This is a genomic window from Sphingomonas metalli (assembly GCF_014641735.1).
Taxonomy (GTDB): Bacteria; Pseudomonadota; Alphaproteobacteria; order Sphingomonadales; family Sphingomonadaceae; genus Sphingomonas; species Sphingomonas metalli.
The window spans coordinates 12489-38739 of the sequence record NZ_BMIH01000008.1 but is presented as its reverse complement, the minus strand read 5'-3'; the positions used below and the strand labels follow the sequence as shown (position 1 = coordinate 38739).

The 26251-nt window shown below is 63.3% G+C and carries 24 protein-coding genes; 9 read left to right on the top strand and 15 right to left on the bottom strand.

Features of this window, described 5'->3' with window-relative positions; all coding sequences use genetic code 11:
* Positions 1-2274 (bottom strand): Ti-type conjugative transfer relaxase TraA (gene traA, locus IEX18_RS18135; RefSeq protein ID WP_188661245.1); only part of this gene is annotated, 2274 nt, incomplete at its 3' end.
* Between the two features lie 173 nt (positions 2275-2447).
* Between traA and IEX18_RS18130 the strand changes: the two genes are divergently transcribed.
* From IEX18_RS18130 to IEX18_RS18110, 5 genes are read left to right on the top strand one after another with little or no spacing between them, the layout of a single operon-like run.
* Positions 2448-2777 (top strand): conjugal transfer protein TraD, encoded by a 330-nt coding sequence (locus IEX18_RS18130; RefSeq protein ID WP_188661242.1) that lies wholly within the window; start codon positions 2448-2450, stop codon positions 2775-2777.
* A 13-nt stretch (positions 2778-2790) separates the two neighbouring features.
* Positions 2791-3009, top strand: coding sequence for a conjugal transfer protein TraD (locus tag IEX18_RS18125; protein WP_188661239.1), 219 nt, complete (start codon positions 2791-2793; stop codon positions 3007-3009).
* Between the two features lie 11 nt (positions 3010-3020).
* Positions 3021-3701, top strand: coding sequence for a hypothetical protein (locus tag IEX18_RS18120; protein ID WP_188661236.1), 681 nt, complete (start codon positions 3021-3023; stop codon positions 3699-3701).
* A 14-nt stretch (positions 3702-3715) separates the two neighbouring features.
* Positions 3716-3997, top strand: coding sequence for a hypothetical protein (locus IEX18_RS18115; protein ID WP_188661233.1), 282 nt, complete (start codon positions 3716-3718; stop codon positions 3995-3997).
* Complete coding sequence (locus IEX18_RS18110; protein ID WP_188661231.1) at positions 3997-5541, top strand: type IV secretory system conjugative DNA transfer family protein; 1545 nt, start codon at positions 3997-3999, stop codon at positions 5539-5541. Before IEX18_RS18115 ends, IEX18_RS18110 begins: the two co-directional genes overlap by 1 nt.
* 668 nt (positions 5542-6209) lie before the next feature.
* Here IEX18_RS18110 and IEX18_RS18105 read toward each other — a convergent pair.
* From IEX18_RS18105 to IEX18_RS18090, 4 genes are all read right to left on the bottom strand, one after another.
* The gene (locus tag IEX18_RS18105; protein ID WP_188661228.1) at positions 6210-7163 is read right to left on the bottom strand and encodes a replication initiator protein A; all 954 of its coding nucleotides are present in this window, start codon (positions 7161-7163) and stop codon (positions 6210-6212) included.
* A complete protein-coding gene (locus IEX18_RS18100; protein WP_188661225.1) occupies positions 7160-7492 on the bottom strand; it encodes a hypothetical protein in 333 nt (110 codons plus the stop codon). Before IEX18_RS18100 ends, IEX18_RS18105 begins: the two co-directional genes overlap by 4 nt.
* Complete coding sequence (locus IEX18_RS18095) at positions 7492-8145, bottom strand: nucleotide-binding protein (RefSeq protein WP_188661222.1); 654 nt, start codon at positions 8143-8145, stop codon at positions 7492-7494. Before IEX18_RS18095 ends, IEX18_RS18100 begins: the two co-directional genes overlap by 1 nt.
* 74 nt (positions 8146-8219) lie before the next feature.
* Positions 8220-8867 carry a SprT family zinc-dependent metalloprotease gene (locus tag IEX18_RS18090; RefSeq protein ID WP_188661219.1) on the bottom strand — a complete coding sequence of 216 codons (648 nt, stop codon included), beginning with the start codon at positions 8865-8867 and terminating at the stop codon, positions 8220-8222.
* Between the two features lie 488 nt (positions 8868-9355).
* On the opposite strand from IEX18_RS18090, the gene IEX18_RS18085 reads away from it, so the two are divergent.
* Both IEX18_RS18085 and IEX18_RS18080 read left to right on the top strand, forming a co-directional pair.
* A complete protein-coding gene (locus IEX18_RS18085) occupies positions 9356-9847 on the top strand; it encodes a hypothetical protein (protein ID WP_188661216.1) in 492 nt (163 codons plus the stop codon).
* Between the two features lie 68 nt (positions 9848-9915).
* Entirely contained in the window at positions 9916-10359 is a 444-nt protein-coding gene (locus tag IEX18_RS18080) for a type II toxin-antitoxin system PemK/MazF family toxin (protein ID WP_188661214.1), read from the top strand.
* Between the two features lie 143 nt (positions 10360-10502).
* On the opposite strand, the gene IEX18_RS18075 is transcribed toward IEX18_RS18080, so the two are convergent.
* From IEX18_RS18075 to IEX18_RS18055, 5 genes are all read right to left on the bottom strand, one after another.
* A complete protein-coding gene (locus tag IEX18_RS18075; protein ID WP_188661212.1) occupies positions 10503-11735 on the bottom strand; it encodes a hypothetical protein in 1233 nt (410 codons plus the stop codon).
* Positions 11736-11773: 38 nt separating this feature from the next.
* A complete protein-coding gene (locus IEX18_RS18070) occupies positions 11774-13453 on the bottom strand; it encodes an AAA family ATPase (protein WP_188661210.1) in 1680 nt (559 codons plus the stop codon).
* A 3-nt stretch (positions 13454-13456) separates the two neighbouring features.
* Complete coding sequence (locus IEX18_RS18065) at positions 13457-14773, bottom strand: DNA cytosine methyltransferase (RefSeq protein ID WP_188661208.1); 1317 nt, start codon at positions 14771-14773, stop codon at positions 13457-13459.
* A gap of 75 nt (positions 14774-14848) precedes the next feature.
* A complete protein-coding gene (locus IEX18_RS18060; protein WP_188661205.1) occupies positions 14849-15295 on the bottom strand; it encodes a very short patch repair endonuclease in 447 nt (148 codons plus the stop codon).
* Positions 15296-15343: 48 nt separating this feature from the next.
* Positions 15344-15928, bottom strand: coding sequence for a recombinase family protein (locus IEX18_RS18055; protein ID WP_188661201.1), 585 nt, complete (start codon positions 15926-15928; stop codon positions 15344-15346).
* An 83-nt stretch (positions 15929-16011) separates the two neighbouring features.
* On the opposite strand from IEX18_RS18055, the gene IEX18_RS18050 reads away from it, so the two are divergent.
* Complete coding sequence (locus IEX18_RS18050; protein ID WP_188661198.1) at positions 16012-16497, top strand: DUF6998 domain-containing protein; 486 nt, start codon at positions 16012-16014, stop codon at positions 16495-16497.
* 130 nt (positions 16498-16627) lie between these two features.
* Complete coding sequence (locus IEX18_RS18045) at positions 16628-17971, top strand: IS1182 family transposase (protein WP_188661195.1); 1344 nt, start codon at positions 16628-16630, stop codon at positions 17969-17971.
* A 162-nt stretch (positions 17972-18133) separates the two neighbouring features.
* Here the strand turns inward: IEX18_RS18045 and IEX18_RS18040 are convergent, their stop codons facing one another.
* The 5 genes from IEX18_RS18040 to IEX18_RS18020 all read right to left on the bottom strand — a co-directional run bounded on the left by IEX18_RS18040 (position 18134) and on the right by IEX18_RS18020 (position 26222).
* Complete coding sequence (locus tag IEX18_RS18040) at positions 18134-20323, bottom strand: FAD-dependent oxidoreductase (protein ID WP_188661192.1); 2190 nt, start codon at positions 20321-20323, stop codon at positions 18134-18136.
* Positions 20316-20846 carry an arsenate reductase ArsC gene (locus tag IEX18_RS18035; RefSeq protein ID WP_188661189.1) on the bottom strand — a complete coding sequence of 177 codons (531 nt, stop codon included), beginning with the start codon at positions 20844-20846 and terminating at the stop codon, positions 20316-20318. Before IEX18_RS18035 ends, IEX18_RS18040 begins: the two co-directional genes overlap by 8 nt.
* A gap of 172 nt (positions 20847-21018) precedes the next feature.
* Positions 21019-23799, bottom strand: coding sequence for a TonB-dependent receptor domain-containing protein (locus IEX18_RS18030; protein WP_188661186.1), 2781 nt, complete (start codon positions 23797-23799; stop codon positions 21019-21021).
* Positions 23800-23867: 68 nt separating this feature from the next.
* Positions 23868-25403: a beta-helix domain-containing protein gene (locus IEX18_RS18025; RefSeq protein WP_188661183.1), complete on the bottom strand. Its 1536-nt coding sequence runs from the start codon at positions 25401-25403 to the stop codon at positions 23868-23870.
* 135 nt (positions 25404-25538) lie between these two features.
* Entirely contained in the window at positions 25539-26222 is a 684-nt protein-coding gene (locus tag IEX18_RS18020) for an NADPH-dependent FMN reductase (protein WP_188661179.1), read from the bottom strand.
* Positions 26223-26251: the final 29 nt, after the last annotated feature.

Here is a 26251-nt window from a genome sequence, read left to right as displayed (position 1 = left end):
TCCGACCACCTGGCGCGCGAGTTCCGGGAACCGGATCTCGCGCCGATCGGCGAACGCGCGGGCATGGTCCTGCTCGCCGCGTGTCGGCGCATAGTCGCCCGCCATATCCTTGCCGCGGTCGCGCGACAGGGCGCGGACGAGCTGACGCTGATCGGCGAAGTCGTCGCGGCCATAATGGAGCTGCACGTCGTCGCGATGCCGCGACATGCCGACATAGGCGCTGTGCCGGTCCATGCCGGGGGTAGCGAGGATGTGCGCGCGATCCACCGTCACGCCCTGCGATTTGTGGAATGTGGCAGCGTAGCCATGATCGACATGGGCATAGTCTTTCGCGTCGAACGCGACGTGCGCGCCGCTGTCGAGCCGGACCTTCATGCCCTCGGCCGATACCTGCTCGATTGTGCCAAGCGTGCCGTTCTTCACCCCCAGCGACCGCTCGTTCCGCAGGAACATCAGGCGGTCGCCGCTTGCGAACTGGCGCGCGCCCCGATCGGCGCTGAACGTCACGTCGCCGCCAAGGTCGCCGGTCGCGCGAAGCCGCCCCCTCGCCTCCTCGTTCAGCTCGCGGACCTCGGCGTTGGTATGGGTGAGGATGACGCGGGATTTGCTCGGCTCGGCCTGGCGCGCGCGATCCCAACCGTCCACCAGCTCGCCCCGCGCCTGCTCGCGCGTGTCGGCCGCGTGGACCATGCCCTTGGCATCATAGGCGTGGATCGCCTCGCCGGTGCGCCCCGTCGCGAGCGCGCGCGTCGCGTCGCGCTGCCAGTCCTCACGCTGCCGCCTGATCTCGGTAATCTCGGCCGCGCCGTGCCGCTCGGTGACACTGCGGAACGCCGCGCCGGCCTCGATCGCCTGCAACTGCTCGGGATCGCCTACCATGACGACCTTGGCACCGGCGTCGCGGGCCTGACCAAGCACGCGCTCCATCTGGCGCGTGCCGATCATGCCAGCCTCGTCCAGGACCAGCACGTCTTTGGGGCCTAGCTGCTCGCGCCCCTGGCCCCACGCGTGTTCGAGGCTGGCGATCGTCCGCGACGTGATGCCGGACCCGCCCTCAAGGTTCTCCGCCGCGATGCCGGACAAGGCTGCGCCGCGCACCGTGTAGCCCTCCCGCTCCCACGCCTCGCGCGCGACGCCAAGCATCGCCGACTTGCCGCTGCCGGCGTAGCCGACGACGGACGCCAGCCCGGCGCTGCCGGTGACATGATCGAAGGCGTCGCGCTGCTCGGCCGAAAGGACAAGCCCCTTGGCGCTGGCCGCGCCGATCGCGGCGTCACGGTGCCGATCCCCGACGCCATGCCCGGCGCGCCCCTCCAGCTCGTCGCCGGCCCGCTCAAGCCGGGCTTCCGTCGCGATCATGTCGCGGGACGTGAACCGCTCCTGGTCGCGCCCGTCCTTCCCCAATGCGACCAGCTCGAAGCTGCCACGCACCGCGCCCATCACCTGGTCGAACTGCTCCTTGCCGTCGCTATGCCGGAACGCGAACGTTGCAAGGTCGCGGGTGGTGAACGTCGCCTGGCTGCGCGTGATGGCGTCCAGCGCGATTCCCGGATCGGCGATTATCTTCTCGCCGTTTTCGCGGGCGATGCGCGTGTGATCCTCGATCCGCTCGGCCTCAAGCCCCTGCTCCGGTCGCCGGGACGCTGCGGGGCCGATCTTGTGCTGCGGCTCCAACCCGATCCCCTGCGCCTCATAGGAACGGTGATCGATCCGCCCCTCCAGCCCCAGCTCGGCCATGCGCTCGTTGACGTGTGCCGCCCACGCCTCACGCCATTCCTTCAACAGCTCGGTGTCGTTCCAGTCGCGGTTTTTCCTGCCGAACCCTTCCGGGCCTACGTCGCGCATGGTCATCATCACATGCGCGTGCGGTTTGGGGGTGCCGTCCTTCGCCTTGTCCCAATGCACGTTCAGGTCCGCGACCATACCGCGATCGACAAACTGCGTCTTCACGAAATCCCGCGCGAGCTGGATGCCCTGCTTCTCGTTCATCTCGCGCGGAATCGAGAACTCCACCTCGCGGGCAAGCTGCGCGTCCTTGCGCTTCTCCCCAGCCTCCACCTCGTTCCACAGGGTCGAGCGGTCGTTTAAACGCTCCGGCGCACCTTCCGGCAACATCACTTCGGAATGGATGACGCCGGCCTTGTTGCTGAAATCATGATCGCGCCCGAGCCGGTCGTCGTGCAGCTCGGATGCCGAACGATAGGCAGCACTCGCGACGGCGCTCGATCCGTTCGCGCGGCTTACGACCTTGGCGGAGAAATGGTAGATCGCCATGACGCTTCGCACATTGCCTTACTTAGCGCACGTCGGCAACGACGTATAAGCGCGCACTCACGATCTGCTGCGCATCTCCTGACTGACTTGGTGCGTCTTTATGATCGTTCCGGCTTTACCCATGTGCCGGACGCGCTAGGATGCTGCTGACCGATACGCGGAAAGGTAAGGCCATGCGGAAGGTTCGCGATTACGATGCCGAGCTGAAGGCGCTTGGCGACAAGGCCCGGGCGCTCAAGGCCAAGCGGGTCGAACAGCTCGGCCAGCTCGTCACCGCGACCGGAGCCGACGCGCTCGATGCAGAAACCCTCGCCGGCGTATTGCTCGACGCGATCGGATCGAAGGATGCGGGTGCGAAGGAGGCATGGCGCGCGAAGGGCGCGGCCTTCTTTCAACGGCGCGGGCGCAAAAGTGGCGGCGCTGCTGCAATCGACGGATCGGGCGCTGCGACTGAACCGGACGGCAATGCTGCGGGCGGAAGCGGCGGAGCGGCGAACGGATAGCAGGGTCTGGGTCGTGCAGCGCCGCGAACGAACACGCCATCTGATCGAGCTGGGCGGGCTGGTCCAGAAAGCCGGACTGGTCGAGCTGACGGACGACGATCGCGCGACCATGTACGGCGCGCTTCTGGAGCTGGTCGGACGCGCTCGCGATGACAATGCCGACGATACGCTCATGCTCTGGAAGCGGCGCGGCAAACGGGCCTTCGACGCGGAAGCGGAAACGACAGCATAGGGGCGATCGGGATGGCTTGGGTTCGCTATGGTATGTGGGATCGATGGCGCGACCTGACGCGCTTCCGTCTGGCGTGCGAAATGGCTCTGGCGTCCTACCGGACCTATGTGAACGGCTTTCCGATCGCGTCCGCCGCGCCGCTGGTCATCACCGATCCCGCCGGCTCCAACTTCAAGTGCGACCTCGCCGATTTCACCGCCGTCCTCAACGACGGGCAGCAGCTCTATCGCGTGCTGTTCCCGTCCTACGTCGCGCTGGTCGAAGACCTCGGCCGCGAACTGGTCGAGACGCTGCACACCGCCAAGGGCATACCTCGCGCCGCGATCGCGGGCCTCGATCCCGTCGCGCCGATCGACCAGGCGGCCGAGCAATGGATCACCGCCACGCCGGTTGAGGCATGGGGCGCGACGGTTCTGAAGCTGGGTGGCCGCAAATGGTCTGACTTCAAGGGCGGTCGTCGTGGCGTGGTCGAGGCGGTGACGATCCGCAACCTCTGCGCGCACGGCATCCCGGTCTTCAACCAGCGCGCCCTCAACCGTCTCGCGACCGCCTCCACCGCCAAACAGACGCTGCCGACACTGGGCGATCCGATCGTCCTCGATCGCGCTGCGTTCGTCCGCCACGTCGGTGTCCTGCGCGGCTTCGCCCGGTCGATGGCGGACGGCGTGGCCAATCTGCCCGACGTGCCATGATGAAGGACAGCACCATGCAGATCGACCTCGATGCGCTCCGGCGCGAGGTCCGCGCACTCGACTACCTGCGCGGCAACCAAGCCGACGCCGCGATGTGGCGCGAGGACGACGAGGATTCCCGCGCCAACCTCGCGATCGAAGGCATGGCGCTATCCGCCGAGGATGACGCGCTGTTCGACATGCTGCGCGACGAACGCGTGCCCCCTCCCCTTGCCACGCAAATACTTCTCAAACTGCTCGGCCATCCCGACGCCGATCCGGCGCTGGCGATCACGCCTGCCAGTGTGATCTGCTGATGCCGGCGCGCATCAGTCCGCTATTGGCGCTGTTCATCGCCTTCGTGGTGCTGATGGCGAGCAATTCCTGGCTCAAGGGGATCTTCGGCGTCGGTGAAATCGCAACCGATGTGCCGTTCCTGCTGACGGGCCTGACGCTGTTCGCGATCTGGAAGTTCAATCGCCGCGGCGGCAACCGCGGTAACACCCTGTTCGGCTCTGCCCGGTTCGGCGATCGGCGCGATCTGGCGAAGCTTGAAGGCGCGGGCGATCTCATCATCGGTCGTTCGGGCAAGACCGGCAAGCTGCTGCACTATGGCGGCGCGGCGCACCTTCTCACGATGGCGCCGACGCGCAGCGGCAAGGGCGTCGGCACCATCATCCCCAACCTGCTGCTGCTCGATCGCGCCGTAATCTGCATCGACCCCAAGGGCGAGAACGCGCGCGTCACCGCCCGTGCGCGCGCCACCAAGGGCAAGGTGTGGTGCCTCGATCCGTTCGGCGTCTCGGGTCAGCCGGTCGCGCGCTACAACCCGCTCGATCGGCTCGATCCCGCCTCGATCGATCTGGCAGAGGATGCCGGCACGCTTGCCGACGCACTGGTCCATGACGCGCCCGGCCAAGCCGGGGAAGCGCATTGGAACGAGGAAGCCAAGGCGCTGATCGCCGGGCTGATCCTCCACGTCGTCACGACCGAACCCACCGATCGCCGCACGCTGGCGACGCTGCGCGAGCTGCTGACGCTTCCCCCTGCCCGCTTCGCGGCCCTGCTCGATGCCATGTCGGACAGTCCGGCCGCCGGCGGTCTGGTCGCGCGCGCCGCCAACCGCCACCTCGGCAAGTCCGATCGGGAAGCCGCCGGCGTGCTGTCCTCGGCGCAACGTCACACCCATTTCATCGACAGCCCGCGCATCGTCGCCAGCACGGCCGCATCCGATTTCCGGTTCGCCGATCTGAAAGAGACGCCGGCGACGGTGTTCCTGATCCTGCCGCCCGATCGGCTCGATACCTATGCGCGCTGGTTGCGCCTGCTGATCGCGCAGGCCGTCACCGACATGGCGCGCTCCCCTGCCCGCCCCGCCCGGCCGGTGCTGTTCCTGCTGGACGAGTTCGCCGCGCTCGGCCGACTGGAGCCGGTCGAGCGCGCGATGGGGCTGATGGCCGGCTATGGCCTCCAGCTCTGGCCGATCCTCCAGGACATGCACCAGCTCCGCGCCACCTACGGCGAGCGGGCCGGCACCTTCATGTCCAACGCGGGCGTGATCCAGGCGTTCGGCGTCAACGATCATGCCACCGCCGACATGCTCTCGAAGACGATCGGCGACACCACCATCGAATATACCACCTTCGGGTCGTCGCACGCGGCGAGCTGGACCCAGCCGGCCAACCGGTCGGAGAGTTCCAGCGGCCATGTCGCCGCACGACGGCTGGCGACGCCCGATGAAATCATGCGGATGGACCAGGACAGCCTTCTGCTGCTCCGGCAGGGACAGGACCCGCTCGTGGTCGGCAAGATCCGCTACTATGTCGAACGCGAGTTCGTCGGCCTCGCCGATCCGGCCTGAACTGTTCTAAAAGCGCGAAGTCACACACCGTGTTCTGCGCGGGTCAATCAGCCGTGCGCTGCCGTGGAGGTCATGCAACGGCTTCATGGCAATCCCCTGCCCCGGACACCGATTTGACGTCCTACGGCCCGGAAATCGCCCCTCGTGACCGATTTTACCGGGAGCTGTAGCTTGTCAGATGCACTGTCGGTTGAACTTGGCTTCGTTGGAAGCCTTAGCGGCGCTTGCGCCGCTCTGGTGCCGCCGTAGGCGGCGCGGAACGAAGGCGCATCGGCCGAAAGGCCGATTCCGCATGTCGATCCTGAATACGGCTGCTGCGAGCATGGCGATTGCAGTTAAGTGATTCTGTTATATAGGAATCGTTAAGAAGGTTAAGTCGCCCGAAAAGCCGAATCTTCGCCGATTTGCCAGTGGGTTACGCCTACCCTTGGTGGGTGAAACCCCGTGATTCGGTGTGTGATCCCCCGATAGGGCGGTGTGTGATCCCCCGAAGCAATGGTGGGTGAAACCCCGACTGCAACGATGCCCCTAATGGGTACTCCGGGGCAGTTATCCACAGGTCGGACGCCCTCCTAGCTCAACTGGAGCCGGCTTGGTCGACTCAGCGACATCCGCGCTGGTGGGTGAAACCCCGATAGGCGGGCCTACGGTGTGTGATCCCCCGATAGTCAGCTCCGGCCCGCGAGCTTATCCATATGCGCGTCGACCTCTTCGGTTCGCCGTCGATCGGCGTCGAAGCGCGCACGGCGTTCCTCCTCGGCACGCATTCGTTCAGCAAACGCCAGCGCCTCGACCTCGCCGCGCTGCTTGAACAGCACGGCCGGGCTTTTATCGACCGTCTCGGTCAGCTCCATCGCATAGTCAGGGAGCTGATCGGCCTCGATCACTCGCCGGAGCATCCGGTTGAACTCCTTGGGCTGGGCGTCGCTGCCGGTCTTGTCGCGCAACAGCTCCACACGGCACAACCACCCACCGCGTTGCGTGCCGGCGTGCTTGCGCGCGATACGGTACAACGCCCGCTCCAGCCCCCCCGACAGGAGGAAGTAATCAGGGTGCATGGTCAGCAATGATTTCTCGTTGACGATCCCCTCGTAAACCCAATCCGAGAGGGTAAGCGTCATGCCGCGGGGTTGCTCGGTTTCGGCGTCGGTGTCGAACGTCCAGCTATCCAGCCAGTTGAAGCCCGCCTTCTGGCGGCGCTTGGTCGCGCGGATCGAAGTCGTGATGCTCGTCGTCTGGAGCCGGAGCAACGCCGCCTGCAACTCCTGATAGTCCCTGCCCCCGGTGCTGCGCTTTATCGCCCGCAACAGGTCGTAGGGCGTCGTGGTCAGCGTGCGCGGCAGGTCGTTCAAGCCCTGCTGCTTCATGCGATTGAGGGTGGACGCCGCCCATATCAGAATATCGGCATCCCATATCGTCGCCATGCCGTAATCGGGGATAGCCTGTACGCGCACCCACGCTTCTCCGTCCGGGCTTCTATACTCGATCGGTTTCAAGCGCTTGCGCTTCTGTAGCGAGAAGAACGGCCGCTCCATCACCTCGCGCTGGTCTTTGAGCGGAAGGTCGCCCAGCGCCGGGATGAACAGATCGAACTCGGGATTAGGATCGCGCCGCTTGCTCACGGTGCGAACCTGGTGTGGCCGCGCTTGACCAAATACTGACGGAGCAGGCGTTCGGTAATGACTGTAAGTGGCTCCCCGCCCTCCTCGACGCTGAGCTGGCGCAAGGCGCGGTGCATGTCTTCGGGAATGTGGATCAGTACCGGCTTTTTGCCGGGATGGCTGCTGCGCCGGGCGGGCGTGGCCGGTGCCGGCACGTCGGCCGCGCGCCGCGATCGGCGCGGCGCTGCCGCAGGTGGCGGCGCGGGAACGGACGCTGCGACGGGAACCGGCGTCGTGTCCTCGGGCTCGTCGTCGAAGATGGAGGCGAGCGCGGAAGGCTTTTTTGCCATTATGCCGCCTCGCTTACTGGCTTAGTCGTATAGCCGCTTAGTCGCTTAGCCTCGGCATAGGCGGCGCGCAGCTCGGCCGCCGCCTTGCTGTCCGGCTCGGTTTCGGCTGCGGTGCGCCCTAACGGCGTCGCCTTGTAGAAGTCCTTACGGAAGTGGAGCCGGCTGTCGAACATAGTGACGCCCTTGGCCGCAAAGCCGGCATGAGCCTCCTGCCCCTCCCCGCCCTGGTGCGGCACCTGGGTCAGCATGACAGCGAACGGCGTACCCGCCTGCTGCACCTGCTTAACGGTCTGCAATACCGAATGAACGTCCAGCCCACGCGGAGCGACGGGGATAATGACGAAATCCGCCTGCTCAGCCGCGAGCATGGCGATGTCCTTCGAGTTCGCCGGCGTATCGATGATGATAAGGTCGATCTTGCCGCTACTTCGCCCGCGCGAAACGTGCAGCGGCAGGCCGGCGACGCTGCTGTCCTTCACTGTCACGTCGTCGTCGTCGCGACGCTCCGACCAGTAGAGCGCCGATCCCTGCCGGTCGTCGGCATCGAGGATCACGACGGACGCCCCCTCGCGGGCCGCCTCAACGGCGAACCCAGTGGAAAGGGTCGTCTTGGATTGACCACCCTTCTGCGCGATCACGGCCCATACCTGCATAGCTGCGGCTCCTATACTAAGCGGCTAAGCGACTTATGCCGCTTAGCCGCTTAGTCGTAAAGGGTCTTAGTTGCTTAGCCGTCGTCGGCCTCTTCGCCACTGTCCTCATCCCCGCCCTCCAGCGGCTCGTGCTGCATCGGTCCGTGCCCCTCGATCGGACACAAGGGCGCGCCGGCCGTCTCCAGCCATTTGCGCGCGGTCCGCACCGTATAGCCGCACGTCGCACACTCGCATTTGAGCATCCGCGCCGCCTGCTTCTTCGGCCGTGTGGTTTCACCGCCGGTGTCGAGCCGGGCATGGGGGAGGGGGCCAGCGGCAGCAAGAATCGGCGCGATCGCGACAAGGAAGGCTTCACCGGGGATGGTGGCGCGCATTGGCCCGACCAGGCCCAGCCCGACCGCGATCCGTTTAAACGCCTTCCCGTGCCCGGCCGCGATCCCGACCGCAGCGTGGACCAGCTCGTGCGCGAGGATCGCTGCGATCTGTGCGGGCATCGCGTCGGGGGAGTACGCCAGGTCTGGCCGGATGAAGATTTCAAAATGGCCGTCGCCGCTGCGCCGGTTGTCCCAGCACTCGCCGATCGCGCGGCCCTTCGCGCCGCGACTGGTGAAGCCGATCGCGACGCGCACGCGGGAGGGCAGGGGGGTATTTAGCGCCTCGAACAACGGGGCCATGCCGACTGCCACCCGGTTCAACCAGCTCTCGCGATTGTCCTGCTCCATCGTCTCATTCCTTCTGAAATCGCCCTCGGGGCGATAGCCTCGGCCATCGGCCCTGCCTCGTGGCGAACAGCAGGGGGTGAGGGGGCAGCGGGAATCTGCCGGGGTGGTGCGGGCGCAGCGAAGCGAGCCACGGCCCGGCTGATTGCCGTTGCTGGGAGAGGGGGGCGGCGCTCCCCTTTCCCTCTTGTCGAACGAACGTCGCCGGCCCTGCTGGCGTCATCGGGGTGGGCTTGCCCGCCTCGCGCGAGCGATCGTAACCCGGCAGGGGCGAGCCGCCGATCGGCGGCTCGATCGGAGCGAAGCGTAGATAGAGCGCGGTCCCAGAAGGACGCGCCCACCTTGGTACTAAGCTAATAAGCGACTAAGCTTTAACGGACGGAGACTGGGGTTCGGCGACCGCGAGTGCGCCGACAATGGTGGTTTCATCTATTGATAAAAGCTACGATCGTTTTATATGCTTTCGTCATAAGGTAATGAGGTGTCGATCCGTGGCGAACGCAAACGTCCTGTCTGTCCTGACCTCCAAGTCGGTCGAGACCATTCTCGCCGATGGCGGAACGCAATCGTGGGCTCTTGACCGCGCGAGGGCTAAGGCCTGTCGCTATGTGGTAATCTGCCGCAACGCGCGCAGCCAGCATGTCGAGGGCATCGAGCCGCACGGTTCGGCCTTCCTGGTCGGCAGAATCAAGGACGTGGTGCCGTCTACGGAGACGGAAGGACGCTGGCTGATCCAGCTGAGCGAGTATGCTCATTGCGACGTTCCGGGCCAGTGGGAAGGCCGCAACCCCGTCGCCTACTGGACCGAAGCCGATTACGACGAACTCGATTTCGGCACGCTTGATTTCCAGCCCATGCCCGAACCCGAAAACGAGTATGCGCCGCCTCGAGCGCAACCTCTCACTCTCGCGCAGGCGAAAGCCGGCCTCAGCGCCGCCTTCGACGTGCCGCCATCGGCCATCGAGATCATCATTCGGGCGTAACCGACGCTCGTATTCTCCTCACCCGATCCGCGCGCTGCCGCTCGCCGATCATTTCGGACGAACCGATCATGGCGACCCGCCCTCGTTATCCCGTCATCACCAACCCCGGCGACGTCCTGCTGTGCGAGTTCGGTCCCGATCCTCGCCAGCCCGGCGTCTATCCCTTGGCGGGCGGGCCGATCTCGCTGCCGCCCGAAATGACGAAACAGCGTCATGCGGTCGTGATCGCCACGCCTTCTTCCGGCCTTGCGATCATCGCGCCTTTCAGCACGCGCGCGCCGGTGCCGCTCAAGGCGTTCCATGTTCACATCCCGGTCGGCAGCTATCCTTTCTTCAGCCGCGATAGTTGGCTGAAGGGCGACATGCTCCAAGTCGTCAGCCGCGATCGGCTTGATCGCCTTTTCTTCAATGGCCGGCACCAGCGAGCCGCGCTGTCAGCCGCTGATTTCAAGGCAGTGAGGGCGGCCGCGTTGGGTGCCTTGGGCCTAAGCCGCCTCGCCCCCCACCTCTGATACCTGACGGCTCTTCCATTATAAGTTGAATCTAAAGGTATGCCGGCCTATATGGGTCACGTTCGCGGTATCCATTCCGCATTGAAGATCGTTTCAGAACCCCGTTGGCAGCGATGCCGGCGGGGTTCTCGCTTTTGGCGCGCCTAGCTGTTGAAGCCGGCGTCCAGCACCTTGGCCAGATGTTCCCTCATATTGGACGTGATGACCGTAAGATCGCGGTGGGCCGCGGGCTGAGCGCCTATGACCCCGTTGACCAAGAGCACGCAGTTGACCTGATCGGCTGCGAAGGTGCCGGCGTCTTGGAAGTCGTGCAGGTATCCGAACCCGCGATAGATGCTCTCGGCGACATAGGTCGGATCGGACGTGTTCTTCACCTCCAGAAGGATCGTCCGGTCGATCCGTCCTGCCTGGTCGGCACCGGCGATGATGATGTCGGGTCGGCGCGGATAGGACGAAAGGCCGGGCGTCGAAGCGGTCGTCGTCTCGTAACGGGCAGGCCGCCCGATGATGCCGCTGAAGCTCTGGTCGAAGAAAACGCTGACCGTCCGGTCGCCGGCCTCGAACATGGCGATCTCCCGTCGGCCCGGCCGGACAAGGTCGATCTTTACCGGTGCCCCTAGACCTAGATCCTCTTCCAAAATGTCGAGGACGAGGACGAGCGCATACAGCTCGTACAGGTCATCATCGTTCAGCGGCTCCAGCCACCCCACCGCCAGCAGACTGACGATCTCCTGCCAGCGTCGCTCGTCGTCGCGCTCCTGAAGCCGCAGGCGACGGCGCGTCAGCGCCAGCACGTCGCGGTAGGCCCCGCGCCCGACATCGATCCTGGACAGCGCCAGGTCCGCCTGCACGTTGCCCGATGGTTCGACATCGGCAAGCCAGTGATGACCCAACGCTTCCTGAAGCTGTGCGTCCATCCGTTCCATAGCCGGCGTCAGCCGCTGCGATCCGACCTGGGTCTTGATCGACCGAAGACCGGCGGAAAGGTCATGGATCAGCCATGCCAGCACCCGATTGATCGGCATGTCGAACGTGCGATGTGCGACACGACTGTAGTAGCGGCCGACCGGCAAAGCGCCCGCTCTCCTGGCGACGAGGGTACGATCCCACTGAACCTGCCCGCGGAGGCCCGGGCCTACCGTCTCGAACCCGGCGCGCTTCTCGTTGCTGAGCGCGTCCAACAGGCCGTGAAGCTTCTCGGCGACGAACGCGACGTAGCCGCCCACCGACAGGTCCACGAACTGCGCCAGCAGCTCGATCGCGCGCTCGTCATCGATCCGTGACAGGAAGTCCTGAAGCGACGCCTGATCGACCGCATCCGCCATCGCTCCGACCGCATTGCGACCGATCGATGCGAGATGCCTGCCCGCCCGCATGGGCGAGCAGATGAACTCCGACCACGTCTCGCGGTCCGTCATTGCTGCGCGAAGCCGGTCCAGACCGCCAGATTATGAGCGAATGCAGCGACCTCATCGGCACCGATATGCGGCTGCACCAGCGACAGTACCTTCGTGTGCAGGTCCGGCCGCCCTTGAAGCTGGGGAACGAGGTACAGCGTAAGCACCTCGCTCGTGAGTGCGTCCGCCACGGCGTCCGGCGTGAGCGCGATCTGCGCGGCGGTATGCCTGAGCATCGCCAGCGGAATCGCCGGGCCGATCGGAAAGCCGATCGACTTGAAACCGCCTGCATCCGTCGCGAACAGCGCCACCAGCCGATCGCGGACGGCATCGAACACGTCGCCGGCGGGCAGCTCGGCCGCCGCCTCCGTAATGATAGCCGTGTAATCCGCTTGGCCGGGCACCTCCAAGGGAACGAACGCGAAGCGCCTGACGAACGCGAGCGAAAGCCGTTTCAGGCTCGCTTTGTCCGCATCGTTCATCGTCCCGATGATGCGCCACCAAGGCGGTACCACATATTCGTGAACGTCAGCGTCCGACGTGCCGGCATCCCATACGATCCGCAGCTTCTTGAAGCTGTCGCCGTCCCGCTTGCGGTAGGGCAGGGATACGGGCGACCCGGAAAGCAGCGTGAACAGCTCGCCGAACGCCTTGTCGATGTCGGCACGGTTCAGCTCGTCGATGACGAGGCAGCGTTCCTCCTCGATCGCCGACACGACGATGCCGGGCATAAAGTCGAGGTTCTCGCCGGCGCCCGGCTGCGGGAAGTAGCCGCCGATCGTCTCGAACGTCGTCCATTGGTCGGTCGCCGGCGCGATCGTGTAGGGCAGTCCGACGCGATCGAAGAGAACCTTGGCAAGGCTGGTCTTCCCCGTTCCCGGCGCGCCCGTAAGGACGACGTGCATCCCCGCCTGCAAGGCTGCCAGCGCCCGTCGGGCTGCCCTATCGGCTCCCCTGAGCCCGTCCATGTCGTCCAAGGCGTCGGCCGCCAGCGAGGTCCATTCCTGGGCGTGGGATGCCGGGGTTTCCGTAACGGTCGGGACGGCCTCGGCCATAGGCTTGGCCGGGGGCTGCTGAAGGAGCGCGAACAGGTCGCCGTCCGTGATCGCATTGTCCGCAAGGGGGATGCTGTCGAGAACGGGGGGCACGTCCGACGTGAACACGCCTGCGTCGATCAACGACTGGGGCACCTTGAAATCGGTGCGGACCAGCTCGGCCAGTTCCGCCAATCCGGTGATTTCCCGCTGGCGGTAAAACCACACGCCGATGGGAACGAGGCTGATCGGCAGATCACCGGCGAACCATTTAGGTCGGGCGGTGATCGCAGCCTCGAAGCCGGGCACGAACCGCCATCGCTTATTGTCGTCACTATGCTGGACCAGCACGGTCGGACGCTGCTTCCGCTGCTGCTGAAGACTGCTGCCCGCGTACTTCTTCTCGTTCCGCCAGCGGCTCTTGTTCTGAGCGTTGCCGAAGGGGACATAGAGGGGAGCCTCGTCAGGCCTTCCGACCGGCGACGAGAACTCCTTCAGCAAAGCCGTTTCGTTCGTGCCGCCGAATGCGACCGTATCCTCGTCACCTTCACCGACGACGACGCCGGCGCGTGCCGCCGCCAGGATCGCGATCAGAAAGGGGTGGGTATGGTCCCTCAGATACTCCAACGACGCGATGATCTGCCCGGCTGAGACGAACGGCACGGATCAGGCCACCAGCTCGGCCGGCACGCCTGCGGCAGGCCGTCGGGGTGCGCGAAGCCGCAGGATGTCGCCGTCCGTGAGCGACGGCTGGATCATCAGTCGATCGCGGATCGGCTCGACCTTGCGGGCGAAACAGTCCTGCATCGCCTGCGGATAGATCGCTTCGGCGATAGCCTGAGCGAGGAGGGGAGGGACAGCGTTGCCGATCTGGTGCCGCACCTGGCTGACGCTGCCGGAAAATGCGAAGCGGTCGGGAAAGGATTGCAGCCGTGCCGCTTCGCGAAGCGACAGGGTGCGAGGCTGGCTAGGGTGGATAAACGCCCCGGTCGTCGCCTCGTTGAACTTGGTCGTGATCGTATAGGCCGGAGCGTCCGGACGAAGCCGCTTCAAGAGTGTGGTCGCGTCATACCGACGGATTTTCTTGAACCGGTCAGGAAGGTCGTCGATCGGAATGTCCCGCCAATTCTGGCCCGGCGCGAGAGTCTGAGCCGCAAGCCTGTCGAGCGCCGGAAGATCGGCCGCGGTGTGCTGCCCGACGGTCTTGCTCCCCTTCCGCATCAGCCGTTGATACGCGGTCATGGCGCGCGTGCGATAGGCCACACCGTCGAGGCTCTCGCCTTCACCCAAAATCGGGAGGTCGGAGCAGGCATCAGCAAAAGACACATGCTGCGCGACATCGTGCGACTTGCCATGCCCTAACCGCGACAGGTGCGCGAAAGGCAAGGCATAGTCGGCCCAGAGATTGGCGTTACCGTGCGTCGGCTCGGGGAACGACACCTCGCTGCCGGTCCTGTTACCGATGAAGAACAGCCGCCGACGGAGCTGGGGCACGCCGTAATCCGCCGCCAGCAGAATGACCGGCAACAACGAATAGCCGATCTCGCGGAAAGCGGCGACGATCTCCAGCGCCACGCGGCCCTGATCGTACAGCAGCAGGCCGGGGACGTTTTCGAACACGATCCACGACGGCTCCAGGTCCTCGACCAGATCGACGTAGTTGAGGAACAGCTTGTTACGCGGATCAGATGAATCCCGCCCCGTCGCCCGGCTGAGTCCGCCCGACGTACTGAAACCCTGACAGGATGGTCCCCCGACGATGATGTCGATCTTGCCGTCGATCTCGGCCGTAACGTCTGCGGCCGTCACCTTGCGCAAGTCCGCTTCGATACCGACTGCCTCGGGGAAATTCGCAGAAAAGGTTTCGACCGCCGGTGCCCATGAATCGATGCCGCCGACGATCTGAAAGCCGGCACTACGAAAGCCTTCGGCGATTCCGCCCGCGCCGCTGAAAAGGTCCAGAACCCTGGGTTTATCGGTCATTGATACGCTTCCCTGCGGCTTGATAATCGGCGCGCGGAGAAATCCCGAGCCATTCGTTCTTGGTACGTTCTATTGTCAAGGGTCGTTCCCTGCAACCCGGTGGGGTATATTGAAGATGGTACGAAGCTGATCGGCCAGCTTCTCGGGCTGGCGGGTTTCGCATTGCCATATCGTCACGACATTCCAACCGGCGTCCCGAAGGGCATCGGCGTTGCGTGCATCGCGCGCCGTGTTCCGGTCGAACTTCGCCTGCCAGAACTCCGTTCTGGTCTTGGGCGCAGCGCCTGCTTTCGAGCAGCCTTGATGCCGGTGCCAGAAACAACCGTGGACGAAGATCGCCGTCTTTCGTCCCGGAAAGACAAGATCGGGCGTCCCCGGCAGATTGCGGCGATGAAGCCTGAAGCGCAGCCCGAGCGCATGGGCGGCGCGACGGACCGCCATTTCCGGCTTGGTATTCTTGCCGCGCACTTTCGCCATATTCGCGGATCGGGCAGGCGTAACCGGCGGGTCCGGAGCGGTCATAGCCGTCTCCGATCGCGACCGAGAATGTAGAGGCTGAACGGCACCCGCTCACGCCGATCGCCGTGCCGGCACAGCAGCACGCCCGCCGGTCCTCGCCAGCGTCGCGCGAAGCGTCTTCGGCGTGACGCCGTAGGCCCGTGCGACCACGGGGACCGGCTCGTCGGCCGCCAGCCTGGCGCGTGCCTCGCCGACCTGCTGCCCGTTCATCTTTTGCGGACGGCCGAGATGCCGACCGGATGATCGCGCTGCGGCTATGCCTTGGCGCTGACGCTCGCGCAGCCGGCGACGCTCATGCGCGGCGAGGCTGGCGAGAATGTCCGCGATCAGCCGGCCGTCGTTGGTCGCAATGTCGAGCGAGGGAAGGGCGAGAACGCGGAGCTGCACGCCGCGCTTGATAAGCTCGTCCATCAACAGCACGGCTTCGCCCGTGCTGCGACCGAGCCTGTCCAACTCGGCGACAATCAGCTCGTCACCGCCCTGCAACCGCTCAAGCAGCGCATCGAGGCGACGGCGCGCTTTCACCCCGCTCTCCACCTCTTCGACAACCTGGTCGCAGCCGGCAAGCGCGAGCGAAGCGCGCTGGCGAGCAAGGTTCTGTTCTTCGGTCGAAACACGGGCATAGCCGTAACGCATTTCTACCCCGACCTTTCTTCCCAGCTAAACCTCTGTTTTAGCTTGTGGCCGATCGCATGGAAGAAAGGTAGACCTTTTTACCGATGACAGAGAATACCGAAGCCCGACGTGTCCGCGACATTCTCGCAACCGTGAAGCCGCTGGCCGCAGAGTATTATCAGCTCACAGGCAAGCCGCTGGGTGTCACCGGTGAGGTCGCCGAGTATGTCGCGGCGGAGCTGCTGGGCCTCGAACTCGCCCCACCCCGCACCAAAGGATACGACGCTATCCGACCCACACCGGCTGGCCCCGTGCGCGTCCAGATCAAGGGGCGAGCCTATGGAGAGAAAGCGAACCGGAGCCAACGCCTCGGCACGATCAAGCGGGATGCCGCCTGCGACACTGTGCTGCTCGTGCTGTTAGATAATCTGAACCTCGAACCGCGTGAAATGTGGGAAGCGCCTTACAGTGCCGTCGAGGCTCGGCTTGCTGTTCCTGGATCGAAGTCGCGGGACAGAGGCGCGCTCGGAGTGCCGGAGTTCAAGAAGCTCGCCCAGCGTATCTGGCCCGCCGCTGACACGGGGTTCTGACACCTGCAAACCTTGTAAAAGCGAGGGGAGGAGGTTGGTGTCCGAACCGGACGAGGCTGTTGAAAAACGGCTGCTTGCGACGGTGGCGAGGGCGTGATTCACTCTTGCAAGACGGCAGGGGGGCACGGACATGATGGGTCGGCAGGTGGCACAGGGCGCACTGTTCTACGGGTTCCGGCTCGACGACCATGTGCCGACCGGCCACCTGCTCCGACGCATCGACGGGCTGCTCGACTTCGGCTTCGTGCGCGAGGCGCTGGCGGCGAGCTATAGCACGAGCGGGCGGCCCTCGATCGATCCGGAACTAATGCTCAGGATGCTGTTGATCGGCTACCTCTTCGGCATTCGCTCGGAACGCCGCCTGTGCGAGGAGGTGCACCTCAATCTCGCCTATCGTTGGTTCTGCCGGCTCGATCTGGCTGATCGGGTACCTGACCATTCGACCTTTTCCAAGAACCGGCACGGCCGCTTCCGCGCCTGCGACCTACATCGTCTGCTGTTCGAGCAGGTAGTCGCGCGGTGCGCCGCGGCCGGACTAGTAACGGGGCGCGACTTGGCGGTGGACGGCAGCACGATCATGGCCGACGCCAGTCGCGAGAAGAAGCTGAAGGGGGTCGACGCCGCAGACGAGCTCCGTGCCGGGGAAAGCATATCGCGACCCGTCGCCGAATATTTGGCGGCGCTCGATGCCGCGTTGCCGCCAAATCCCAATGAACCTGTGTCCGTCGATCCGACCAGCATCTCGCCGACCGACCCGCAGGCGGCGCTCACCTGCAAGCACGGACCTGCGCGCTACGCATACGCCATCAACCCCCTGCTCGACCTCGACACCGACTGCATCCTCGACGTGGAGGCGACGCCCGCCCGCTTCGCAGCCGAGGTGGCGGCGACCCGGACACTGGTGTCACGCGCCGGCACCAGGCTGGGCATCGAACCCGCCAGTCTCTCGGCCGACAAGGCTTATGGTAGCGGTCCGCTGCTCGGTTGGCTGATCGACCGGAACATAACGCCATACATCCCGGTCATCGACCGGACCCGCCAGCGGGACGCCTTCTTCACCCGGGATGCCTTCCGCTACGACCGGGAAGTGGATGCCTACCGCTGTCCGGCGGACAAGTTGCTCGGCTATTGCGGCACCAGACGCGCCAGCCAGGTTCGCGTATACCGAAGCCATATCGCCGATTGTGCTGGCTGCGAACTGAAGCCCCGATGCACCGTCAGCCGGAAACGCAGCATCACCCGCCTCGTCAGCGAGGATGCCCGCGATACCGTCCGCGCCCTTGCTGGCGCCGACGCCTATGTGCACGCGCGGCGTCGAAGACAGCGGATCGAGCGCGTGTTCGGCCACCTGAAACGCAATCTGGGGCTACGAACGCTCAAGCTGCGGGGCCTGTCAGGAGCCGCCGAGGAGTTCACTATGGCCGCCGCGGCATACAACCTTCAGCTGCTCGCCCGGCAGGCCGCGCCGGCCTGATACGCGGCGCATCATCCGGTGTTCGGCATCGCCAGCCATCCGCCACGCCGATTTCGCGCAGGCCTTTTTCAACAGTCTCGGACGGTTCTGACACCGGAATGGCTGAATGGCCTTTCTGCCCTGGTAAGCGCGTCTAGATGCGCCTGGGAGCAAGGGCCTTGGTCAATCACTCCGTTCGCGCTCAACCCGTACGAACCCGAAGCCAAACTGCTGACATGCTCCAACGCCATTAAGTAAAAGGTTTCTGAGATTTTCGGAATTTGTCACAGTCATTTTTATTTCGACGAATAGGTCTGGTCCTTTGCTCGATACCGCTCGCCCGTCCGGGCGTGGAATCCAGATGACATGCTGCTCGTCTCGCAGGATGTTAAACGAGGTTAGAATACCGGCGTGTCTTATCTCATTGTCGACCCACGCTCTATAAACAGAGAATCTCTCGGCTCTTGGATTTTTGATCTGTTCTAATGCGAACAGATCAACGGCATCCTCAATTTCTTCTTTGTTGTGTCGATCAGACAGTCGGCGATGCCCGATCGGCCTGATACGGATTTTCATCCGCAACCTGGCACCTATTGCAACCGGCGGCACAGTCGATACCTCGACCGAATTCCACAGAGCGGGAGTTGCCTCGCTAATTGTCGCTTCGCTTGCCGAAAGAATGCGTACTTGCTTCAGCACCGAGATACCTGGCTCATCCAGAAAGGCATACACGCGAGCCATATCTCCACGGGCCTTTCGGACCTCGATCGCCCCGATAGGTATATTTGGGAAGCTGTGCTCGAGGATTAGACGCATAGCGTACTGGTCGTCGATTTGGGATCTTCGCCGGACAATTCCTAGACCACGAATCCATCGACGGGCGTCGCTAAAACATACAGGTAGGGCTATTTCTGTAAGTTCTTTCCACCCAGAGTTTTGTTTGCTGTCATTTCGTACCGGTTTGGCAGGCTGGGGTGCAATGGTAATCTCCTGAACGCGCCTCGGTGCGATCGAGGCAGGAGGCGAGATGCGAAGCCAGGACGATATCCCGTTTTCATTCTCGCCACGTACCTTCAGTCTTTCACGCCATAGTTCTGCGGCCCGTTGGATAGGGATGGCGACAGAGCCGGGACTCGCGTTCAGGTCAAACTCGAGGAGCCGGTCGACGGGACCGTGGGTAAAAAGACATGCCGCTCCCACATCTATTACGGCGTTGACACGAGCGCTGCATACTCCCGATGATTGCACACCGAGAAGCTGCCCTGTCCGTTGGTCACCGATAAGCCTGACCACGAAAGGGCTTGCATCGAGAAGGCTGGCCGCATCGATATTAATGGCCAGGGGAACATAGCCTTGTTGCAGCGCTTCCTTCTCAAGGAGCCCGGTGCGTGCGATTGTGGTTCCGAAAAGGGACAGTGAAACAGTTCCCACCATGCCTGCAAATTCGGCATTTCCGCCAGCAGCGTTCTCGCCGGCAACCAGACCCTGTTTTCGCGCACTCCAATCAGACAGGGTCCATCGCGGTTCCTGATGGAGGCGATGACGCGTCGTGCAGCACGCGCCTGCCGCGAAAACGTGGCGGACGTTGGTGCTCATATCCTCTCTGGTCAGTATCGCCCCATTCGGCGCGAGATCGACGCCTGCATCATACGCCAGCGTGACGTCCGGCCCCCAGTCATGGTCAATTATTATGGCGTCGGCGCGATAGGCGGAGCCGGAATCGTCCACGACCCGTTCTCGTGCATCAACACTCGCGACCGCAGTCCGACAGACACTCACTCCATGCCTGCCTAGCACCGCCTCAAGATGATGTTCATCATCCAGGTCCGTCAACGGCTCAAGATGTCGCCCACCCGTGAGCAATACCACGTCCGCGTTGCACGATTTTAGTTCTTCCACGGCACCTAGCGCCGCAGGGCCACTCCCAAGCACTACCGCATCTCGTATATTTCTGGCGGCTACGTGATTACGAAAACTGACTCGGTCCACTGCGTTATCGAGTCGATAGATAGAGCCGGCCTCGTACGCCGGAAGGTTTATAGTTTTCCGCTTTGCTCCGGTTGCGATGATGAGTCGGTCGTAAGAGAGAGTTCGAGATAAATCCTTATAATCAAAGACTACGAGATGGGCTTTTGGATCGATCTGCGTTGCTTCCGCTCCGGCAATCTTTAAGATTCCGCACTGGAATCGATGCAGGATATGATCGATATCATCGGATGGGAATGTGCCATCGATCGCACCGACACCACGATACAGCATGATGATCTGGCTCTGTGGATCGACCTCGTAGGCGCGTTGCGCAGCGGCTGTGGCGGAAAGCCCACCGCCAATAACGACTATCCGTCTTCCGAACTCGCCCACGCTCTCAATCAACCGATTTCGATACAACATGATCGGACGACGCGAGAGATGTGGCACCCGCACTGCGTCCGATCGTTCGGAGCGCCGCTAGCAGCGCCATTTCGTCCAGTGCATCGACCGACAAGGCAAGCAAGCTTGCTACCCGATCATTGACATATCCATAGGCGCGTAAAAAGGCATCGTATGTGCCGTGTGTTTCCGACGCCGGGTCTTCGATACCCCAGTGCGCGGTTACAGGATTTCCTTTGAAGAGGGGGCAGTTCTCGCCCGCCATCGTGTCGCAAAGCGTAAATACGAAATCAAACTCCGGTGCCTCAGCACCTGTGAATTCCGTCAGGCTTTTCGAGCGGAGCGATGAGGTGTCGTGACGATACGCGTGGAGTGTCTCGATAGTAAGCGGGTGAATCCCCCCGGGTTCGCTGCCTGCCGAGAAAGCGCGAAATCTGCCGCCTCCGTCTCGTTCGAGAATGGCTTCCGCAAAAATCGATCGAGCAGAATTATGCGTGCAAAGGAAAAGGACAGTGTGGGCGGTCACCGACGTGCAGTTCGCACGACCATGACAACCCAGGCCATTGCCTTTGCCCGATTATTCCCGACGTGGCTTACACCGCCCCTGCTGGCCGACGAAACAGATTCCATCTATCCGGGATATCGGATTTATGGATATGTTCAACCCTGTCTTGAGGCAGGCGTCGGTTGCGGTCGCGCTAGAAGCGAACACCCGCACCTAGGGAGAAGGATGTGCCTAGGTCATAGGTGTTGATGTCGATCCGCCGATCACCAGCGGTTTGAAACTCCTGAAAACGTGTGCCCAGGATGTTACGCACCTCAAACTTGATCTCGACGACCTTCCCAAGGAAATCAGCCTCCTCACGCGCAACGAAGTCGAGGCGAACACCCGGCTCCTCGACGATGTCGGGCTGTTGGGGTGTTCCGGCCGGACCGCGATTGGTAACCCGCTTGCTCGCGTAATTGACCAGGATCGTCTGTTGCGAGACGCGCTCCTTGTTGTCGAGGCCGATCTGGAAATTGACCAGATGATCCGACTGTCCGGTCAGCGGCGCGCCGTCCCGGAAGAAGTCTCGTGCATCAAACTGGGTTCCGTCCGCAAACGTGATCCTGTCGCCCTCGCTGACGCGTAGCTTCGATTTGGTATAGGTGTAGTTCGCGTTCAGCAGCAGTCGCCGGCTGGCGAAGAAATCCCCGGAGAAGATATTGTCGAGCGGAACGTACTTTTGGACCTCAACCTCCCCGCCATAAAGATCGGCGCTGGGAGCATTGGCGAAGCTGGTCTGGAGCTGACCGGTCGATCGGAAGGCGAACGTCTCGATCGGATTGTCGATGCGCTTGAAGAAGCCGCCCAAGGTAAGGCGCTGGTCCCTTCCGAAATACCATTCGTATCGAGCCTCGACGTTTTTCAACTCGGTATCGACCAGGAAGGGATTGCCGAAAAACAGCCGATCGCCCTCAGGATCCTGATAAACCTGGAAGGCAAGCTCGCGGAACTGCGGCCGAGCGAGCGTTTTGGACGCATTGACCCGGAACTGCATGTCCTCCGCGAGATTCCAGGTGACGGTGCCCGCGGGCAGCCAATATTCCTTCTTGATGGTGGTTTGCGCGACGCTGGTGCTCGGCCTCCCACTCAATTCAAGCGGGGTGACGAACTGACGCCCGTTTTCGTAACGCACGCCGATGTTGACGCTTACGCCGGGCAGGACCGACGCAACGATTTGGCCGTAGCCAGCGTGGACACGTAGCCCCGCATCGTAGGCGGCTGCGCCACTCTGCCCCGAGGTTTCCTGGAGCAGAATGTTGTATGTGTAGATGTTATAGTCGGACAGCAGATAGTCAGGTCTTTCCTGCGCCACGGTGGATGGCAGCGCACCGTCCGCGGAAAGGAAGCGAAAGTCGCGGCGAACCGAATTGCGCCGGTTGTCGTTAAAGGCATAGCCTGCCGTAAGCGTGATCGGCGTGGCGGTCGGGAGTTTGTACGATAGATCGACGCCGGCGCTATAGGCGTTCTCGTTCAGGTCGCTGAACGATACGCGAGCACTGCCTGCCTGACCGAGATTATTGACGAAATCGCCGACATTGCTGTCGAAAAGATAGCGGAAGGTTCGTTCATACGGCGACTCGCGCTGGGAGTTGGCATAGCTACCGCGAAAATCGAGACCGAAATCATCGAACTTGAACTCGCTCACGAGCTGGGTGTCGATGAGCTGACGCTCGAACCAACGCGTATTCTGATCGATGATCGGCGTCGTGCCGTCGAACCCCTCGGCGTCGGTGCCGCGGGCGAGGCGCGTCTGTTTGATGGTGTCGCGAATATAAAGGTTGGTCCAGCGGATCCTGTTCTCGCCGAACTCCGCGCCGACGCCGAGCAGGCCATTTGCGACGATGCGGTTGTCGGTAAGGACCGCGCGGAAATCGACAGTCGGGGTCAGCTCGCCATTGACGAAGCCGCCACTGAATTGCTGGGTCGCATCGCGCGTGCGCCAGGTGTTGCTCAACCCGGCTGCGGCGATGATGCCTATGCGCACGTCGCCGATGTCGCGGGCAAAGCCCCCGTTCACATCGATCGCGAAGTTTGCCGGAATATCGCCGTTTCGCTGAACGACCGTGGTGCGTGCGTTGACCAGGCTCGCGTTGATATCCTGAATCTGACGGCGCGTGAAATTTTGTCCCTCGACAATGAGATTGCCCGAGCTGAGCGCCGCAGCGAGTGGGGCCGGCGTGCTGCGGGTGCCGTTGTCGAACCCGGTCCAGTCGGTAGGGCTGCCGTAGTAAGTGTAGCCCAACAGGCCGGTGGTCTCGGTATCTCCGCTGCCGCTGACGTTGATCGACAGGAACGGCTTGTCCGGCACGGCTCGGGTGGTCAGGTTGATCACGCCACCCCCGAATTCGCCTGGGTAGTTGACCGAATAGCTTTTCTGAACAAGCGCGCTGGCGAGGACGCTGGTCGGGAAGATGTCGAGCGGGATCGACCGGCGCAGCGGTTCCGGAGATGGCAGCTGCGACCCGTTCAGCAACGCAAGCGAGTAGCGATCGCCGAGACCGCGGACATAGACGAAGCCGTTCCCGACAACGCTGAGGCCGGTGACGCGCGATAGTGCGCCGGCAATGTCGCCTTCACCCGTGCGGGCGATGTCTGCCGTCGAGAGCACCGAAACAACTTCCGGGGTACGCCGAACCAGGTCGGGCACGTTCCGACCGACAACGACAATATCCTCCATCGCGCCCGGCGCGGAAATATCGACAGGCTGTTCCTGCGTCCCCGGAGCATTGCCATCTTGCGTTTGGGCTACGCCTGCGTCCGGAGTAGATGTCTGCGTTCTTCCCGCATCCGGCGTGGACGCCCGAGGCGGGGCGCCCGTTGCTCCGCCTGTTCCGGTGGTAGTGCCGCTGCCCGTGGTTTGGGCCAGCGCCGCCGGCGCGACGAGGCCGGTCGAGAGTAGAAGAAGAGCGCTAAGCCCGAACTGCTTGGTCATGAGTCCCCCCGGGAACGCTTTTCATTGGATCGGGGGGTCGCATCGCCGACCCCCCGTCGAGATTCGACTTAGAGAGCGGGGATCGACGTGCAGGATGCGTTGCTGCCGAACGATGCCGTGCCGGAATCGCATGTCCAGCCGCGATACCAGGTGTCGTTCGCGTCACGGACCGCGCCGATATAATTGGTGGTCGTGAAAAAGCTGCCGAGTGTCGCGGCGTCGAACGCAGGCACCCCTGTCTCGTTCGCACCGTTCACGAAGACGTTGGTCAGGCTGCTCGTGAACGTCGGACGATTATTGGTCCCGGCAGCCTCAAAAAACGCCTGGATCGACGACACGGCGACGTTCCCGTCATCGGTGTAGGGATTGGCGCACGAGAAGACCACCGAGCGGGCAACCGGCGGCCCGAGTTCGTCCTTCGCAGGATCAGCAGCCTGGACGGTGGTCGCGCCATCGACGTCGAGGCAGTTGCGCGGCGACGTGACGATCCCGTTCACCAGCGTATAGTCGGTGCCGCCCCGCAGCAGGATCGCGTTGACGGAAGCGGCCAGCGTACTGCGATGGATGAAGGTAAAGTTTGCGAGCCGGGTGTTCTGACGCGGCTGCGCGTCCTCGTTCCCATTCGAGTCGGCCTCGATGATCGCATCGCCCGACTGGCCGCCGGCGCGCTGCACGGCGATCACGAACTGAATGAACCCCTTGTAGCCCAGATCGGTGTCGAGGTTGTCGTCATCCTCGCCGGTGAAGACGAGGTACTTGGCGTTCGACCGACCGCCGAACCACTCGATGCCGTCGTCCGAACTGTTGTGGACCTGGATGTGGTCGATGGTCGTGCCGGAACCTACGCCGGCGAGGGTAATACCGTTCAGTTCGTTGCCCGGTGCCAGCTCGAAGCCCGAATAGCGGACCTGAAGATACTGGAGCGATCCGCTGCTCTCGGCTGCCTGAGCGCCACCGTAAAAGGCGTTGGTGACGCCTTCGACCTGCTGCTGACAGTTGGCGGATCCTCCGGTTGCCCCCGACAAGCAATCGCTGATCGGGGCGCGACCGAGCACGACAATACCGCCCCATTGACCCTGCGAGGTATCCGTCGCGGTGCCTTCGACGTTTTGACGAGAGGTGAAAATGATCGGCTGCGTCGAGGTACCTACCGCATTGATACGCGAACCGCGGTTCACGACAAGGAAGTCGAGACCCGAAGAGCCGAACACCACCACTCCCGGATCGACCGAAATGGTGGCGGAAACACCGCCGCTGGCCGCGCCGTCACCGCCAACATCGGTGCCGATATCGACGCGTCCGGACAGCGAGTAAATCGTGCCTGCGCGCTTCGCGAGCGAGATGTTGCTGTTAATGCGACCGCTGATCTGACAGTTGCGGAGGTTTGCGATGACGCCTGCATTGGTGAAACCGGTCGGACAGTCGGCTGCCGGACCGGCACTTGGCGTCGGCGTCGGAGAAGGACCAGATGTGGGCGACGGGGTTGGTGTGCCACCGCCAGGAACGACGATGGTCCCTTCGCCAGGAGACGCCACATCGTCTGCGCCGCAGCTTGCCAACGCAAGCGCCGACGTCAGGAGGAGTATGGCTTTGCGAGTATTCATGGCGAGGCCCCCGGGGATGATGGCATACGCTCGAATTCGAGCTTTCCCGGGAGGCGTTATGGAACTGCAATGATCGATTAGTGACTCTTTGGAAGCTTAGGGCTTGGATTTTGCCATCGATACTTCATGATTACGTCATCTATCTGTCATATTGCTGGCATCGTCAGTGGGCGCATCCCGTTCTTTTGCGCTTACGGTATAGGCGTCCGGTCTCGCGGTATCACGACGCCGCTGCTCACGCGCTGCTTTCGCCCACCAGCATAGCTGATCGAACGTCCGATCGAGATAGCCATCCCATCGGTCGCCATCGACGCCGTCGAGGTATCCACCATCCTCGGCGAACACATCCTGGGCATGGGGGATATGGATCATCGCGGAGACGGGCAGGCAGCCGAGTTCGGACAGAAACGTCCGCATGCTCACCGCGGCGCGCGTCCCTCCCCATTGCCCGGCGGAATAGGTCACGATCGCGCTGGGCTTGTAGGAGAAGAGCGAGCTGCCGAAATGATTCAGGAGGTCGCTCAGCGCCGGGCTCATCATATGATTATATTCCGGACTGACCATGACATAGCCGTCCGCGCTTTCGATCTCCTCGGCCAATCGTTCCATCGCCTCCGGTGCCTTTCCCTTGGAATAAGCGAAATGCGGCTTGAAGGGATGCGGCAGATCGACCTCCACCGGATCGATCAGCGCTGCATCGACATCCCTGCGTCCGAGGCGCGTCATGCACGCAGCCACGACACGTTCACCGAGCCGGGCGGGCCTGGGCGGACCCGACACGCGCTCGGAGCCGAGGAATACCAACAATTTTTCCGTCATCGCACTTTCTCCGGACGCACGGGGCTGCG